Consider the following 15,341-nt stretch of genomic DNA (forward strand, 5'->3'; position numbering starts at 1 on the left):
CACCTGCGCCGCCCCGGCCACCCGGCTCACCGGGACTGCCATTGCCGCCTACGCCGCCGCCACCGCCGCCGCCACCGCCGTTGCCATCCGCACCGCCAGCGCCAGTAGCCCCTGCCTGCCCGGCTGAGCCGGTACCGCCGTTGCCGCCAGGACCACCGTCGCCGAGGAGAAGTCCGCCACGGCCGCCACGGCCGCCATCTCCACCGCCGGCACCGCCCACGCCGCCAGCCCCACCATTGCCGAACCAGTCTGCTGAACCACCATTGCCACCAGCGCCGCCAGCATCACCAGCACCACCGGCGCCGCCAGCCCCACCGTTGCCGATCCAACCGGCCGACCCGCCAGCGCCACCAGTGCCGCCAACACCTCCGTTGCCGCCGTTGCCGCCAGCACCACCGCCGCTGATAATCGCCAAGAATCCGGCGGAACCGCCGTCACCACCCGCTCCACCAACGCCGCTCGCCGACCCGGCGCCACCGGCTCCACCCTTGCCGCCGGTACCCGACAAGGACAGCAGCCCAGTACCCCCGCCGGCACCACCGGTACCGCCGTTCCCGGTCTCCTCCGCATCACCGCCGGCACCGCCAGCACCGCCGCTGCCAGAAAACAACCCGCCCCGACCGCCGGCACCGCCGGTACCGCCCGGAGTTAGAGCTGCGCCCCCGGCGCCACCGTTGCCGAACCATCCCGCCGAGCCACCGTTGCCACCGTTGTAGCCATCGCCGCCATTGCCGATCAGCCCAGCCGAGCCACCGTTACACGAACCGGTCGTACAAGTCTGCGACGTCCACGAGTAACCATTTCCAATCAAGATGCCCGCATTGGGGTTATCGGCAGTCCCATTACCGATAAAAATCCGGATGAAACTGGAGACGGGATCAGACGCCACCGCCGCCGACGCACTGGTAACTTTTGCCACCGGGTCAAGGGGCTCACTAGTACCTGACACCGCCGCCGGTTTGGCGGGTGATTCCTGCCCTCCCAATTCCCGACGGGCCACCGCCAACGCCGCCCACATCAACGGCTCGGGTCCCGGCTGATCCCCGCCGCCGGCGTTCCCAGGCCTCGGAGTGGGAATCATCACCGCCGCAGAGGTGGGCCTACTCCCCGAGGGCGCCGGCACGGCCCCGCCACCCGGCGATGTCGAATCCGTTGCCGCAGAAGAGTTACCCTCATCGACACCACGGGCAGGGTGATGTGCGGTCCGGGCCGAACTCCCGCCAGTGGATGCGGGACCAGTCGACCCTCCCGCTGCCGGTGGCGAATCCGACGAGTCCGTGTTACCCGCATCCGCCCCTGACGGGCCACGACCGGGCGATCCGGCTACCGGACCGGGCCGGGCAGACGGGGGCTTGGGCTGGCGGCGTGAGCCTTTGGCGTCTCCTTGCCGCGAAGAACCCGGATTCGCCGGGCCGGAGTTCGACCCCGAGGAACCACCTGTTCCCGTCGGATCGGCCACGACGACAGGGACCGCGACGATCGCCGACCCAATACCCAACGCGACAGCCAGCGCGCCAACACGACCCACGAACCGCGCCGCACTGCCACCTGCCGACAGCCTGCGGTGCCCCTCACCGGGTGGACGCGTCCCCGCGGCACCACCCGAACGACCCGAAATTTCTTCTCCCGACGAAACCCGATCAGGCACCGCCACTCCTCACCCCGTGCACCCTGCGGACCCCTAGCACAAGGCCCGAGGCAAAATTAGACCACGTAATTAGCGTCTGCGTTATTATTCGGCGATTGCGTTTCTTCGACCCAATGGCAGGACAGTGCGACAACACAGCGGCGGCGGCCGACGGAAGCGAGTCCTTCGGCACGCGCTCCGGCGTGCGTCTCGATCCGGCGCGCAACCCCCATGGCTCGAGATTTGCCCCAGGGTCGGCGCGCCTGCCCTACAGAGCTTTTGGCCAAGACTGACCAACTGGATGGGCAGCCGATCAGAGGGTGCGCACGGCGATGTTGCCGCCCCCGCGCTGAAATGCGTCGGACTCGCTTCGATTGAATTTCAGCCCAATTCCCTACCATTTCGCCGGCTGCCGAACAAAAGACAGTGCGACACTCCGCACACCCAAACGGGAGATGGCGCGGCGGGCCGAGCACAACGCCGGTCGGCTCAGATCGTGCACCAATACCCCTCACCCCGTACGTCGCACCAACCGACAAAACAGCGCTCGCGATTTAGAAGTAGACCACATAAATGACATATTGTCATTTCCAACGAAGTCGGCTACGCCACTTAGCATGTCGGGCGAATGCCGACCCACCTGCCGACACCCCGCCGCGGACAGGCATCAGGAAGTCCGTTGCCGGCTCGGCGATGCCTACCGTCGTTCACCACCTACCGTCGGGTGATCCGTCCGAGAATCTGCGACCGCGACACCACCGTGTCACGGATCAAGCGCACTTCCTGCTGTCGTAGATGTAGCGTGCAGAGGTGCCGCGGGCTACACAACATCGCATGTGGCGGGTTTTCTTCGCCCTCATGGCTGTGTTGTCCATTGTCGCAACCCTTTCACCTCAATTCACCAGACTGGTCTCAGCGCTCGATACCCGCGACCTTCACGCCACATCAGCGGCAGCCTCGACGACCGCACCACTGCCCAACTTCAAGCCGTTGTCGGTGCGTCCGGTGGTGAGCACCTCGGCCATTGCGCCGCCCCAGTGCCCGCCGGCACATCAAGTCCTACCGAGACAGCCGCTGCGGGTATGCGATCTTGCCGGAACGTCGATCTACGAACTCGGGCCCGAGGCACTAAGCGTCGACCTGACCAACGTAGCCTCCGTACGCAATCCGATAACCGGCGTCGAACTGGTGCAGGTAACCATGACCCCGACATCCGCCAGCCAACTCGGCCAGTTCAGCGCCGACCACATCGGCACGCAGGCGGCCTTCGTCAGAGGCAGCGCGGTCGTGTGGGCCGCCAAGATCTCCGCTCCGCTCGAAAGCCAAGATCTTCAGCTGTTCGGCGACCTGACACCTCAGCAAGCCGAACAGATGGCGCGCACCTTGCGCGACGCCAGCTGATCAAACACACGCGAGGTGGGCCGACAACGCGCCGCTCAGTATGAGACATCTGCCGCCTCATGGCGCGCAGCATCGTCGGACGCGGCCAACTGCCTGATGCAGAAGTCACGGTTGGCCGTAACCCGCGCGCGTTGCTCGTCCGAAAGGAAATCTCCGGCTAGCAAGCGGTCGAAGATGGCCAACGCCTCAGCATTCCTGCCGATCCACGATGCACAAACGCCCTGCTCATCGAGCGCACGCCACATGTAGACGTCGGCCCCGATGAACAGCGCATCCTGTGTTGGCAACGGGATACGAGCCGCACTCTCGGCAAAGAAATAGCCCAGCTGATACTCCCCCTCAGTGCGGTACCGACGGGCAATCGCGTACAACGGCTCTGCCCGCGTGGGGCGACACGCCCATGCCTTGAGGTAGGCGTCCAAGACCTCAGGCCACGGTGCGCCCAGACACTGCATCGCTTCGGCGACTCGGAACCACGAGAAGTAAACCTCCTCGGCAAAATTGCCCATCTGCGCCCGACGGGCATACCAGTACCGGGCACTACCGAAATCGCCCAGATCAAAATACGTTTGGGCCAGATAGAACACCGCGCGTGCATCATCGGGGTTGCGCTCCACCGCGGCCAGCAGTAGATCGCGGTCTCGTTCGTACTTCTTCGGGTCGAGATTGCGACTGCCTAAGCGACGAGACTCGATTCGATAGGCGCCCTCCAAGCGCGCTTCGACGAACGGGGCATCACATGCCGGGTACTCGTGCACGACACCCACATACCGCCAGGGAAGGCCATCACGGAACAACTGCTGGCGCCAGTAGCGGAAGACTTCGCCGTACGCCAGGTTGTACAGATCGGCCGTCAGATCGCTGAAGTCTGGCGTCCCGACCACCATGTCGTCGGCATCGATGACCCAGATGTAGTCACCGTGGCCCTGTGCCAGAGCCAGGGCCTCAGACCGGTTGTGGCCAAAGTCCTTCCACGGCCTCTCGTGCAGTTCACCGACTATCCCGAGGTCTGCCATGTGGGCACGGATCAGCTCCTGGGTTCCGTCGCCGGAACCGGTGTCCACAATGACCCAATAGCTGATGAATGGAGCCACCGCGTCGAGGACCTCACAAACAACGTGCGCCTCGTTGCGGACGATCATGTTGAGACAGATCGCCGGGTGAGGACTCCCGCCTGCCGGCGGGGTTGTGTTCGATGATCCAACTTCGGGTCCCATACCCACCTCACTAAAGGAAGTTGAATCGGACAGATTACAAGGTCGATCTGATTATGGTGGGCACCATCTGGCGGTGGGCGAACACCGCGCCCCGTCCAGATGACCCTCGGCTAACCCTATTGGCCATGTCGTCCTGCACCGTCGGCGAACCGCTTTGCGCCGGCGAGCGACTCGGCTGCCACCCGCGAGAGGCTGGCGAACTCGAAGTCGATGGCCTCTGACTCTGATTGCCCCCATTGATGCAGCGCCGACAGGCGATCCGAGCGCAGGCACCCTTGTGGCAGCGCCGCCAGCTCGCCGGCCAACTGCTCGGCGGCTCGCCGCGCCTGCCCCCGGGGCACCACCCGGTTGGCCAGCCCGATCGCTAGCGCCTCCTGGGCGTCGACCGCCCGGCCGGTCAGGATCAAGTCCATCGCCCGGCTATGCCCAATCAGTCGCGGCAGACGCACGGTGCCGCCGTCAATGAGCGGCACCCCCCAGCGGCGGCAGAACACCCCGAATACCGCATCCTCCTCCGCCACCCGCAGGTCACACCACAATGCCAGCTCGAGGCCGCCGGCCACGGCGTAGCCACTGACCGCGGCGATCACCGGCTTGGACAACACCATCCGGCTGGGCCCCATCGGTCCGGGGCCGGTCCGATGCGTCGGATTGCTGTCCGGCGTGCCGATTGCCTTCAGATCTGCTCCCGCACAGAATGTTCCGTGATCACCCCAGAGCACCGCCACCGAGGCCGACTCGTCGCGGTCGAACTCCTCGAACGCGTGGAACAGCGCCATCGCGGTGGGGCCGTCGACGGCGTTACGGGCATGCGGCCGGTCCAGGATCACCGTCGTCACCGCGCCATTGCGTTCGACTCTCACCGATGTCATATCCGCGCTCATCTCGCCTCCACCAGTCGAGCCTCGTCGCGCCGCGCACCCAGTTCGGCGGCGAAATCTGCGTAGACCTTGCGCAGCTCGGCGCCCGGCCAGTCCGGCGGCAGCAGCTCATCCGGCAGCACCGGGTCGGTCAGCAGGTGGCGCACCATCGCCGCGGCCGCGACGAACCGCTGCGGGATGTCTCGTGCGGCTGCCATGCCGACGAGCAGCCCTTGGCCGGTGCGCGACCAGCCGCCCAGGCCCCACAGCCGTTGCGCTAGCTCACCCGGGTCGTCATCATGCGCGTGCAGCACCCGCACCCGGTCGATGACCTCGGCCGGGAGCTCGTCGTCGAGGTTGTCAGGTCGCAACCAGACGCCTTCGCGCAGCTCACCAAACCGCTTGATCTGCAGGGTGTTCCGCATCGCGGCGCGGGCCCGCGCATCCATGCCCACTGCGATGATGGCCAAGGTTATCCAGCTTCCGTCCCAGTGGCGCGTACGCGGGTTCAGCGCGTCGTCCTGGCGGCGCTGCCGGTCGGTCAGCCGGTCCGAGAGCCGATAGCCGTCGTCGGAGCGCACCAGGTCACCTGCGGCGACCATCCGCGTCAGAGCCACCCGCAACGTCTGCTCGCGGATGCCGAAATCCGCTGTCAGGTGCAATAGTTCGGCCGAGGTCGCCCACGCCGGGTGGGCGCCCAGGAGAACGCTCAGAACCACCGAGCGGGCGGTCATCTTGGACAAGGCCTCGGGAGCCATCACACTCCAGACGCGCTGCGGCCGTAGTCGCCGAACGGTTCATCGCGGTGGCGTACCGCCGCACGAAACCCGTGGGCGCGCGCATCGGCGACGAAGTCGTGGCCCTCCGGGGTGTGCCGCGCGATGCCGTCGAACACCGTGCTGACCATGCGGCTGGTCGCGATGCCCTGTTGGTAGAGCGCGGTGTTCATGGCGAGCTTCACCATGATCAGCTGGTTGACCGGCATGGCCGCGATGCGCTCGACGAGCCGCTCGGTACGTTCGTCGAGATCCTTTGGGTCGGGCGCCTCGACCGCCAGGCCCCACTCGGCGGCTTGCGCGCCGGTGATGCAATCCCCAGTCAGCAGAAGACGTTTAGCCCGCTGATCACCGAGCCGGTGGGCCCACAGGCCGGCGGCGGGCACACCCCACACCCGGGTTGGCGGATAGCCGATCTTGGCGTCGGCCGCGGCGATCACCTGGTCGGCGTGCAGCGCGATATCGGTACCGCCGGCCACGCAGTAACCGTGGATCTTCACCACGGTCGGCTTGTCTGCGTGCATCAGGCTGGAGAAGCCGCGCACAAACCGGCTCATCATCTGGTAATCGATCATCGGATCCCACGGCCGGTCCGGACGGTGATTGACCGCCTGCGTCCGGCCGTCGAGAACGGTACCCGCATGGCCGCTTCCACCGGCCGAGGAGGACCCGTCGGCATAGGCACTCAGATCGAATCCCGCACAGAACCCCTCACCCCGGCCGGACACCAGGATGACGTGGACATTGGGGTCAAGGTCGGCCCGCTCGACGAGTGCCGCCAACTCCAGCGGGGTGTCGGCGACGATTGCGTTGCCCTTGTCGGGGCGGTCGAAGGTGATCCGCGCAACCCGATCGGTGACCTCGTAGGTCATCGTCGTGAGCTCCTCGGTCACGCCGGCCTCCCCCTCCACGTCGACTGTGCGGTTTCATCCGCAACACGCCGCCCGGGGCGGATCAGAGCGCACACTCGCGGCGCGGACATCATCCCTTCACCAGGCAGCGTTCAAGGATCGGCGCCAAGTCCAGCCCGGTGGGCAGTGTGCCAAACGCGCCACCCCAGTTACCGCCCATTCGGGTGGCCAGGAACGCCTCGGCTACCGCTGGGTGGCCGTGGCGAACCAGCAGGGAGCCCTGCAGCGCCAGCGTGATGTCCTCGGCGACCTTGCGGGCCCGGTACTCGACGGCCTCGGTGTTGTGCAGCTCCGCGCGCAATTCGGCGACATGCCCGTCGAGCCGGGCATCCTGGCCGGCGGTGGTAACGAGCTCGTCGAAGAGGACCTCGACGCATTCCGGCCGGGTTGCCATCGCGCGCAACGTGTCCAGTGCGCTGACATTGCCCGAGCCTTCCCAGATGCCCATCAGCGGGGCTTCCCGGTAGAGCCGCGGCATGCCGGAGTCTTCGGCGTAGCCGTTGCCGCCCAGGCATTCCATCGCCTCGCCGGCGTGCGGGGTGGCACGCTTACACACCCAGTATTTGGCAGCCGCCAACCCAATCCGGCGCAGCAGGGTCTCCCGCTCATCACCACGGACGGCACCGTCGGTGGCACCGGCCATCCGCATCGCCACAATGGTGGCCGCCTCGGCCTCGACGGCGAGGTCGGCCAGCACGTTGCGCATCAACGGTTGGTCGATCAGATAGGCGCCGAACGCCTTTCGATGCTGGGCGTGATGCACCGCACGGGTCAGTCCGCTGCGCATGCTGGTGGCGCTGCCCAGGGTGCAGTCCAGCCGGGTGAGGTTGACCATCTCGATGATCGTGGGGACACCGCGTCCCTCTTCACCCACCAGCCACGCGATTGCACCGTCGTACTCGACCTCGCTGGAGGCGTTGGCGTGGTTGCCGAGCTTGTTCTTCAGCCGTTGCAGGAACATCCGATTGCGGGTGCCGTCGGGCAGCACACGCGGCAGCATGAAGCAGCTCAGCCCACCCGGGGCCTGCGCAAGCACCAGGAAGATGTCGCTCATCGCCGCCGAGGTGAACCACTTGTGGCCGGTGAGGCTGTAGCTGCCGTCGCCGTTGGGGATGGCCTGGGTCGTTCCGGCCCGCACGTCGGATCCGCCCTGCTTCTCGGTCATCGACATGCCGGCAGTGATACCGGTCTTGGTGGCCGGCACCGTCAGCTCCGGGTCGTACTCGCGGCTGGTGAGTAGCGGCTCGTAGACCTTAGCCAGCTCAGGGTTGTGGCGCAGCGCGGGCACGACGGCGTAGGTCATCGAAATCGGGCAGACATGCCCGGGCTCGGGGGTCCACACCGACATCTTGGCCGCGCGAACCACGTGGGCACCGGGACGGTCGTCGGCCCACGGCGCGGCGTGCAAGCCGTGGGCGATGGCCGTGCGCATCAGCTCGTGATAGGCGGGGTCGTACTCGATTTCGTCGATTCGGTGACCGTAGCGATCGTGGGTGTGCAGGATCGGCAAGTTGCGATCGGCGAGGTCGCCCCAGCGCTGGGCCTGGGCGCTGCCTGAGAGGGCGCCAAGTTCGGTGACCTCGTCGAGGCCCCACTGTCCGCCCTCGCGGATGAGTGCCTCGACCAAGACGGGCGACGTTGCCGGGTTGTGGTCCAGCAGCGGCGAGACCTGGTTGGTGACGACATGGGTGTCCGACATGACACCACTGTTACACTTTTCCAACAGTTGCACAAGATCCGTAATATGGCATCCTGCTCTCGTGAAGCAAAACTCTGTCGTCCATGCCGCCATCGAGTGGCTCGAGCACGAGCCCGTGTCCGCTGATCAGACCGTGGCCGGCGAACCGCGCACCGGGGTGGCCACACTCGGAGAGTTCGGCGGGCTCGAAGTCGGGGTGTGGGAGATGACCCCCGGGGTGATGAGCGACGTCGAGGCCGAGGAGCTGTTCGTGGTGCTCTCGGGGGCAGCGACGGTCGAGTTTGACGACGGCAGTCCAACTCTGACGCTCGCGCGCGGCGACGTGGTGCGCTTTGCGGCAGGTACCAAGACGGTGTGGACAGTCACCGAGACGCTGCGGAAGGTGTATCTGACCTAGCCGGGAGTCGGCCCTAGAAGCTCCACCGGGGCCGCACCGGTTAGCCGAGATGTCCGCGCAGGAAGGCGATGTCGTCCTTGCGGCCCTCGTCGGCCGTCTCACAGATCACCGGGGCATCGGCCGCCTCGACGACAGCCACCAAGAGCTGCGGATCGATCTGTCCGGCACCGAAATTCGCGTGCCGGTCGGCGCCCGATCCCTTGGCGTCGCGGGAGTCGTTGCAGTGCACAAGGTCGATGCGGCCGGTGATCGCCTTGATCCGTTCGACGGCGTCGACCAACTCCTCGCCGGCCGCCCACGCGTGGCAGGTGTCGAGGCAAAACCCGATGCCCGTGTCACCGATGCTTTCCCACAGCCGGCCGATGGTGTCGAAGTGGCGGGCCATCGCATGATCACCACCGGCGGTGTTCTCCAGGTACACCGGGACGTCGGTCTGCAGCTGGGCTAGTGCCTTGGCCCAGCGCTCGAAGCCGGCCTCAATATCGTTGTCGTCGGCGTGACCGCCATGGACGATCACCGCCGTCGCGGCGATCTCGCTGGCGGCGTCGCAGGTGTCCTGCAGGATCTTGCGCGACGGAATGCGCACCCGGTTGTTGGCCGAGGCCACGTTGATCAGATACGGCGCGTGGACGTAGAGCGGGATCGGTGCCGCGCGCAGCAACTCGGCATCCTCCCGAGGCTCGGGCTTCTTCCAGCTCTGCGGATCGCCGAGGAAAAACTGCACCGCCTCGGCATCCTCGCCCAGCGCAGCCGCCAGCGGGTCCTCAGAGCGGACATGAGAACCGATCAGCACGCCGCCCAGTCTAGGCCGGGCGGATGCAAATTGCGGTTGCCCCTGACGCCGGCGACAATTTCTGCGACGATCGCCGCACACGAACCACTACGCGACAGGCGGCGGCAGAATGAATGTGACTCGCCGGCAGTTCTTCACCGCTAGCACCGCGGTCGGAGCGGGCCTCGCCTTCGCCGGCTGCTCAGACTCCTCGCCACCGGACATCAAAGATCTCAAGCGCCGACTTACCGGGTCTGTGATCGAGCCGTTCGACTCCAGGTTCGCGCGAGAGAACCTGCCCGCCAATGATCGTTACGAATCGGTGCTTCCCCGGGCGATCGCCCTGTGCAGGACTCCAGAAGATGTCCGGACCTGTGTCCAGTGGTGCGTCGAAAATGGTGTGCAGCCTGTTGCTCGCGGGGGTGGACACAACTACATCGGCGCCTCGACCACCGAGGGGTTGCTTATCAAGACAACCGCGATGAACAAGGTCACCGTCGATTCCAAGGCCCAGCGGGTCACACTCGATTCGGGAGCACTGAATAGCAACCTGCTCTCAGCTCTGCAGGGCGGTCCTCTCATGCTGCCGATCGGTACCTGCCCGACCGTTGGTGTCGCCGGACTGACCCTGGGCGGCGGTATTGGCGACAACACCCGCTGGGCGGGACTGACGTGCGACCACCTGGAATCGACCCGACTCGTCCTTGCAAACGGTGAGATCGTCGAAGCCAGCGCCACGGCCAACTCCGATCTCTTCTGGGGGCTACGTGGTGCGGCCGGCGGCAACTTCGGCATCAACACATCGTTGACGTTCCAACTGCTGGAGATACCGAAGAAGACCATCACCGTCTACAGCATGCAGTTCAGCGGTAAGGAGGCAATCGTGCCCGCCTGGTCCGCCTTCGACCGGCTCATGCTCACCGCACCCGACGAGCTGTCCGGCTTCACCGGCGTCACCAACAAACGACGGCTCGGCCCTGACAACGAGCCGACCCCTGGGAATCCGGTGGCATTCCCGGAACTGACGATCGTCGGATGCTTCCAGGGTGACGCGAAGACAGCGCGGGAGTTGCTTGCACCGGTCCTCACTCAGCGCCCGACCGACGTGACCGTAGATGAAATGGACTACTGGGACGCCCAACTCAACTGGTTGGCTGTCCCCAAGATGGGCAAGCATGGGCTCGAGGAGTGCTCGCGATTTACCGATGCGCCGATTTCGCTCGACCATCTGGCGGCCCTGGTCGATCGGGTGGCGTCCGCGCCCGGCGGGACGGACGATGCCAATGCCGAAGTGCGGCTGATGTGTTGGAGCGGCGGGCAGGCAAATCGCGTCGCGCCCAATGCGATGGCATATGTACATCGCTCCGACAACCACCTCCTCCGTCCCGCAGTCTGGTGGCACGATCAGCCGCGCTCCATGCAGCGTGACCTGCTCGACTGGACGCAGGAGACATTCAACTTCATCTCGGGCTTCACCAGACCAGGCAGCTTTCAGAACTGGCCGTATTCGGCCCAGAAGGATTGGCAACAAGCCTATTACGGTGCGAACTTCGACCGTTTACGCCAGGTCAAGCGGAAGTACGACCCGAAGGGTCTGTTCAGATATGCCCAGAGCATCCCGGAGTGACAAGCAAACAAGAAAGGAGCCCCCGCGAATGCGGGGGCTCCTTCCTTGACTGACTAGCGGTAGTCGCTGTAGCCGTAGTCGTCCAGCGGAACCGCGGCACCAGTGGCCTGGCCGAAGTCCGGGCTGTAGTACTGATCCTCGTAGGACGGGATCGTGTACGCGGCGGCCCGGGCCTCCTCGGTCGGCTGCACCTGGATGTTGCGGTACCGGTTGATACCGGTACCAGCCGGGATCAGCTTGCCGATGATCACGTTCTCCTTCAGACCCTGCAGCTTGTCGCTGCGGCAGTTGATCGCCGCATCGGTCAGCACGCGAGTGGTCTCCTGGAACGACGCCGCCGACAGCCACGAATCGGTGGCCAGCGACGCCTTGGTGATACCCATCAGCACCGGACGACCGGCCGCGGGCTCTGCGCCCTCGGCAACCACCCGACGGTTCTCGGACTCGAACTCGCCGCGCTCGGTCAGCGAGCCGGGCAGGAACTCCGTCGCACCCGAATCGATGATCGTGACGCGACGCAGCATCTGGCGAACGATGACCTCGATGTGCTTGTCGTGGATCGACACACCCTGCGCCCGGTAGACCTCCTGCACCTCCTTGACGAGGTGGATCTGAACCTTGCGCGGGCCCTCGACACGAAGCACCTCGTGCGGGTCGGCCGAGCCCTCCAGGAGCTGCTGGCCCACCTCGACGTGGTCGCCGTTGACCAGCAGCTTCTCGGTCCCGTCGTCGTGCTTGAAGACCTTCAACCGCTGCCGCTTGGAGAGCTTGTCGTACACGACCTCCTCGCTCCCGTCGTCGGGAACGATGGTGATCTTGTAGAACTTGTCGGTTTCCTCGAGCTGCACCCGTCCCGCGACATCGGCGATCGGTGCGCGGTTCCGCGGAACACGCGCCTCGAACAGCTCCTGCACACGGGGCAGACCACCGACGATGTCGGCGCCACCGGTCACACCACCCTGGTGGAAGGTGCGCATGGTCAGCTGAGTACCGGGCTCACCGATGGACTGGGCAGCCACGATGCCGACCGCCTCGCCGATATCCACCAGCTTGCCGGTGGCCATCGAGCGGCCGTAGCACATCGCGCACACGCCCGAGGTGCTGGTGCAGGTGAGCACCGAGCGGACCTTGACCGAGGTGATGCCGGCCTCCAGCAGGGCGTCGATCGCCGGATCGCCGAGGTCGTGTCCGGCCACGACGATCACGTTGCCCTTCTCGTCGACCGCGTCAGCGGCCAGCGTGCGGGCGTACGCCGAGGTCTCGACGTGCGGATCGCGGATGAGGGTGTCTCCCTGCAGCTCGGCGAGCTCGACGATGATGCCGCGCTCCGTGCCACAGTCATGCTCGCGGACGATCACGTCCTGCGACACGTCCACCAGACGACGGGTCAGGTAGCCCGAGTCAGCGGTACGAAGTGCGGTGTCCGCCAGACCCTTTCGAGCGCCGTGGGTGTTGATGAAGTACTCCAGCACCGTCAGGCCCTCGCGGAACGAGGACTTGATCGGCCGCGGGATGAACTCACCCTTCGGGTTGGTCACCAGACCCTTCATGCCAGCCAGGGTGCGGGTCTGGGTGAAGTTACCCGTAGCACCGGACTTCACGATCGTGATGATCGGGTTGTCCTCCGGATAGTGCTCCTCCAAGGCCTTACCGACCTCTTCGGTGGCTTCCTTCCACAACTCGACCAGGGCGTCGTTGCGCTCCTGCTTGTTCAGAGCACCGCGCTGGTACTTCTTCTCGATGCTCTCGGCCTCGGCCTCGTAGCGCTCGAGGATCTCCTGTTTCTCCGGCGGCACGATGACGTCGGCCATCGAGACGGTGACACCCGAGCGGGTGGCCCAGTAGAAACCGGCATCCTTGAGCTTGTCGACGGTCTGCGCGACCACGATCATCGGGTAGCGCTCGGCCAGGTCGTTGATGATCCGGGCCTGGACCTTCTTATGCATCTGCTCGTTGACGAACGGATACCCCTGCGGCAGAAGCTCATTGAAGAGCACCCGACCCAGCGTGGTCTCGGCGGTCCAGGCATTGCCCGGGCGCCAGCCGTTCTCACCGAACAGCTCGGACTCGACATCGTGCGGCGGGCGCAGCTGCGTCAGACGCACCTTGATCTGGGCCCGAGCGCTGAGCACACCGCGGTCCATCGCCATGATGGCCTCGGCCGGCGAGCTGTACACACCGCTCTCCGGTGTGTCGGTGGCAGCCGCGGTGTACTCACCCTTCTCACCCTTGATGAGGGTGGTCAGGAAGTACAGACCGGTGACCATGTCCAGACGCGGCATGGCCAGCGGCTTGCCCGACGCCGGCGACAGGATGTTGTTCGAGGACAGCATCAGGATGCGGGCCTCGGCCTGCGCCTCGGCGCTCAGCGGCAGGTGAACCGCCATCTGGTCGCCGTCGAAGTCGGCGTTGAACGCCTCGCAGACCAGTGGGTGCAGCTGAATGGCCTTGCCCTCCACCAGCTGCGGCTCGAAGGCCTGGATACCCAGGCGGTGCAGGGTGGGTGCACGGTTCAGCAGCACGGGATGCTCGGCGATGACCTCTTCCAGCACGTCCCACACTTGCGGACGCTGGCGTTCCACCATCCGCTTGGCGCTCTTGATGTTCTGCGCGTGGTTCAGGTCGACCAGACGCTTCATCACGAACGGCTTGAACAGCTCGAGTGCCATCAGCTTGGGCAGACCACACTGGTGCAGCTTGAGCTGCGGGCCGACCACGATGACCGAACGGCCCGAGTAGTCGACGCGCTTGCCGAGCAGGTTCTGACGGAACCGGCCCTGCTTGCCCTTGAGCAGATCGCTCAGCGACTTCAGCGGACGGTTGCCCGGGCCGGTGACCGGCCGGCCACGACGGCCGTTGTCGAACAGCGCGTCCACCGACTCCTGCAGCATCCGCTTCTCGTTGTTGACGATGATCTCGGGCGCGCCGAGGTCGATCAGTCGCTTGAGGCGGTTGTTGCGGTTGATGACGCGGCGGTACAGATCGTTGAGGTCGGAGGTGGCGAAGCGGCCACCGTCGAGCTGAACCATCGGGCGCAGTTCCGGCGGGATCACCGGAACCGCGTCGAGCACCATGCCCATCGGCGAGTTGCGGTTGGTCTGGAAGGCCGCGACGACCTTCAGCCGCTTGAGGGCACGAAGCTTCTTCTGCCCCTTGCCACTGCGGATCGTCTCGCGCAGCGATTCGGCCTCGGCATCGATGTCGAAGTTCTGGATGAGCTTCTGGATCGACTCCGCGCCCATCGAACCTTCGAAGTACTCGCCGTAGCGGTCGACGAGTTCGCGGTAAAGGTTCTCGTCGACGATGAGCTGCTTGGGGGCCAGCTTGGTGAAGGTGGTCCAGATCTCGTCGAGCCGGTCCAGCTCGCGCTGGGCCCGGTCGCGGAGCTGACGCATCTCACGCTCGCCGCCGTCCCGCACCTTGCGCTTGACGTCGGACTTGGCACCGTCGTCCTCGAGTTCCTTCATGTCGGCTTCGAGCTTCTGAGCCCGGGCCTCCAGGTCGGCGTCACGCTGATCCGCGACGGCCTTCTTCTCGACCTCCATCTCGGCTTCGAGGGTGGAGAGCTCGTTGTGGCGCATCTCGGTGTCGACCGCGGTGATCACGTAGGCCGCGAAGTAGATGATCTTCTCGAGATCCTTCGGGGCCAGGTCCAGCAGGTACCCCAGCCGCGACGGAACGCCCTTGAAGTACCAGATGTGCGTGACGGGAGCCGCCAGCTCGATGTGGCCCATCCGCTCGCGACGCACCTTGGCGCGAGTGACCTCGACGCCGCAGCGCTCGCAGATGATGCCCTTGAAGCGGACCCGCTTGTACTTGCCGCAGTAGCACTCCCAGTCGCGAGTCGGTCCGAAGATCTTCTCGCAGAACAGGCCGTCCTTTTCCGGCTTGAGGGTGCGGTAGTTGATGGTCTCCGGCTTCTTGACCTCGCCGAAGGACCACTGACGAATGTCGTCAGCAGTAGCCAGGCCGATCCGGAGTTCATCGAAGAAGTTGACGTCTAGCACGTAACTCCCTTTCCCCTTTCGGGACTAGAAAACTAACTAAAGCCGCG

At 65.6% G+C, this 15,341-nt stretch carries 10 protein-coding genes and 1 pseudogene; 3 read left to right on the forward strand and 8 right to left on the reverse strand.

The window, feature by feature from the left end; translation table 11 throughout:
- Positions 1-16 precede the first annotated feature (16 nt).
- A pseudogene (locus ADBZ9K_RS12110) lies at positions 17-862 on the reverse strand (hypothetical protein); the annotation flags it as partial.
- 1,599 nt (positions 863-2,461) lie between these two features.
- Between ADBZ9K_RS12110 and ADBZ9K_RS12115 the strand changes: the two are divergent.
- On the forward strand, positions 2,462-3,028 hold the full coding sequence (locus ADBZ9K_RS12115; protein ID WP_526620545.1) for a SecDF P1 head subdomain-containing protein: 567 nt from the start codon (positions 2,462-2,464) through the stop codon (positions 3,026-3,028).
- Positions 3,029-3,063: 35 nt separating this feature from the next.
- Here ADBZ9K_RS12115 and ADBZ9K_RS12120 read toward each other — a convergent pair whose 3' ends face one another.
- From ADBZ9K_RS12120 to ADBZ9K_RS12140, 5 genes are all read right to left on the reverse strand, one after another.
- Positions 3,064-4,170, reverse strand: coding sequence for a glycosyltransferase (locus tag ADBZ9K_RS12120; RefSeq protein ID WP_526620547.1), 1,107 nt, complete (start codon positions 4,168-4,170; stop codon positions 3,064-3,066).
- A 191-nt stretch (positions 4,171-4,361) separates the two neighbouring features.
- Positions 4,362-5,117 (reverse strand): crotonase/enoyl-CoA hydratase family protein, encoded by a 756-nt coding sequence (locus ADBZ9K_RS12125; protein ID WP_526620548.1) that lies wholly within the window; start codon positions 5,115-5,117, stop codon positions 4,362-4,364.
- Between the two features lie 8 nt (positions 5,118-5,125).
- Positions 5,126-5,863, reverse strand: a complete 738-nt coding sequence (locus ADBZ9K_RS12130) for a PaaX family transcriptional regulator C-terminal domain-containing protein (protein ID WP_526620550.1) — start codon at positions 5,861-5,863, stop codon at positions 5,126-5,128.
- Positions 5,863-6,774, reverse strand: a complete 912-nt coding sequence (locus ADBZ9K_RS12135; protein ID WP_526620552.1) for an enoyl-CoA hydratase/isomerase family protein — start codon at positions 6,772-6,774, stop codon at positions 5,863-5,865. The genes ADBZ9K_RS12130 and ADBZ9K_RS12135 overlap by 1 nt, the downstream gene beginning before the upstream one ends.
- 88 nt (positions 6,775-6,862) lie before the next feature.
- Positions 6,863-8,491 carry an acyl-CoA dehydrogenase family protein gene (locus ADBZ9K_RS12140; protein WP_526620553.1) on the reverse strand — a complete coding sequence of 543 codons (1,629 nt, stop codon included), beginning with the start codon at positions 8,489-8,491 and terminating at the stop codon, positions 6,863-6,865.
- Between the two features lie 61 nt (positions 8,492-8,552).
- Here ADBZ9K_RS12140 and ADBZ9K_RS12145 point away from each other — a divergent pair, with 61 nt between their 5' ends.
- Positions 8,553-8,888 (forward strand): cupin domain-containing protein, encoded by a 336-nt coding sequence (locus tag ADBZ9K_RS12145; RefSeq protein WP_526620554.1) that lies wholly within the window; start codon positions 8,553-8,555, stop codon positions 8,886-8,888.
- 40 nt (positions 8,889-8,928) lie between these two features.
- Here the strand turns inward: ADBZ9K_RS12145 and ADBZ9K_RS12150 are convergent, their stop codons facing one another.
- Complete coding sequence (locus ADBZ9K_RS12150; RefSeq protein WP_526620555.1) at positions 8,929-9,681, reverse strand: deoxyribonuclease IV; 753 nt, start codon at positions 9,679-9,681, stop codon at positions 8,929-8,931.
- A 109-nt stretch (positions 9,682-9,790) separates the two neighbouring features.
- Here ADBZ9K_RS12150 and ADBZ9K_RS12155 point away from each other — a divergent pair, with 109 nt between their 5' ends.
- The gene (locus ADBZ9K_RS12155) at positions 9,791-11,287 is read left to right on the forward strand and encodes an FAD-binding oxidoreductase (protein WP_526620557.1); all 1,497 of its coding nucleotides are present in this window, start codon (positions 9,791-9,793) and stop codon (positions 11,285-11,287) included.
- Positions 11,288-11,340: 53 nt separating this feature from the next.
- Here ADBZ9K_RS12155 and ADBZ9K_RS12160 read toward each other — a convergent pair whose 3' ends face one another.
- A complete protein-coding gene (locus ADBZ9K_RS12160; protein ID WP_526620559.1) occupies positions 11,341-15,294 on the reverse strand; it encodes a DNA-directed RNA polymerase subunit beta' in 3,954 nt (1,317 codons plus the stop codon).
- Positions 15,295-15,341 lie beyond the last annotated feature (47 nt).

The organism is Mycobacterium sp. (genome assembly GCF_965229265.1).
Taxonomy (GTDB): domain Bacteria; phylum Actinomycetota; class Actinomycetes; order Mycobacteriales; family Mycobacteriaceae; genus Mycobacterium.

Bases quoted from the DNA above. Each gene is read 5' to 3' on its own strand.
- ADBZ9K_RS12130 (WP_526620550.1), bottom strand. From the start codon at position 5,863: ATGGCTCCCGAGGCCTTGTCCAAGATGACCGCCCGCTCGGTGGTTCTG.
- ADBZ9K_RS12115 (WP_526620545.1), top strand. From the start codon at position 2,462: ATGTGGCGGGTTTTCTTCGCCCTCATGGCTGTGTTGTCCATTGTCGCA.
- ADBZ9K_RS12140 (WP_526620553.1), bottom strand. From the start codon at position 8,491: ATGTCGGACACCCATGTCGTCACCAACCAGGTCTCGCCGCTGCTGGAC.
- ADBZ9K_RS12125 (WP_526620548.1), bottom strand. From the start codon at position 5,117: ATGACATCGGTGAGAGTCGAACGCAATGGCGCGGTGACGACGGTGATC.
- ADBZ9K_RS12120 (WP_526620547.1), bottom strand. From the start codon at position 4,170: ATGATCGTCCGCAACGAGGCGCACGTTGTTTGTGAGGTCCTCGACGCG.
- ADBZ9K_RS12155 (WP_526620557.1), top strand. From the start codon at position 9,791: ATGAATGTGACTCGCCGGCAGTTCTTCACCGCTAGCACCGCGGTCGGA.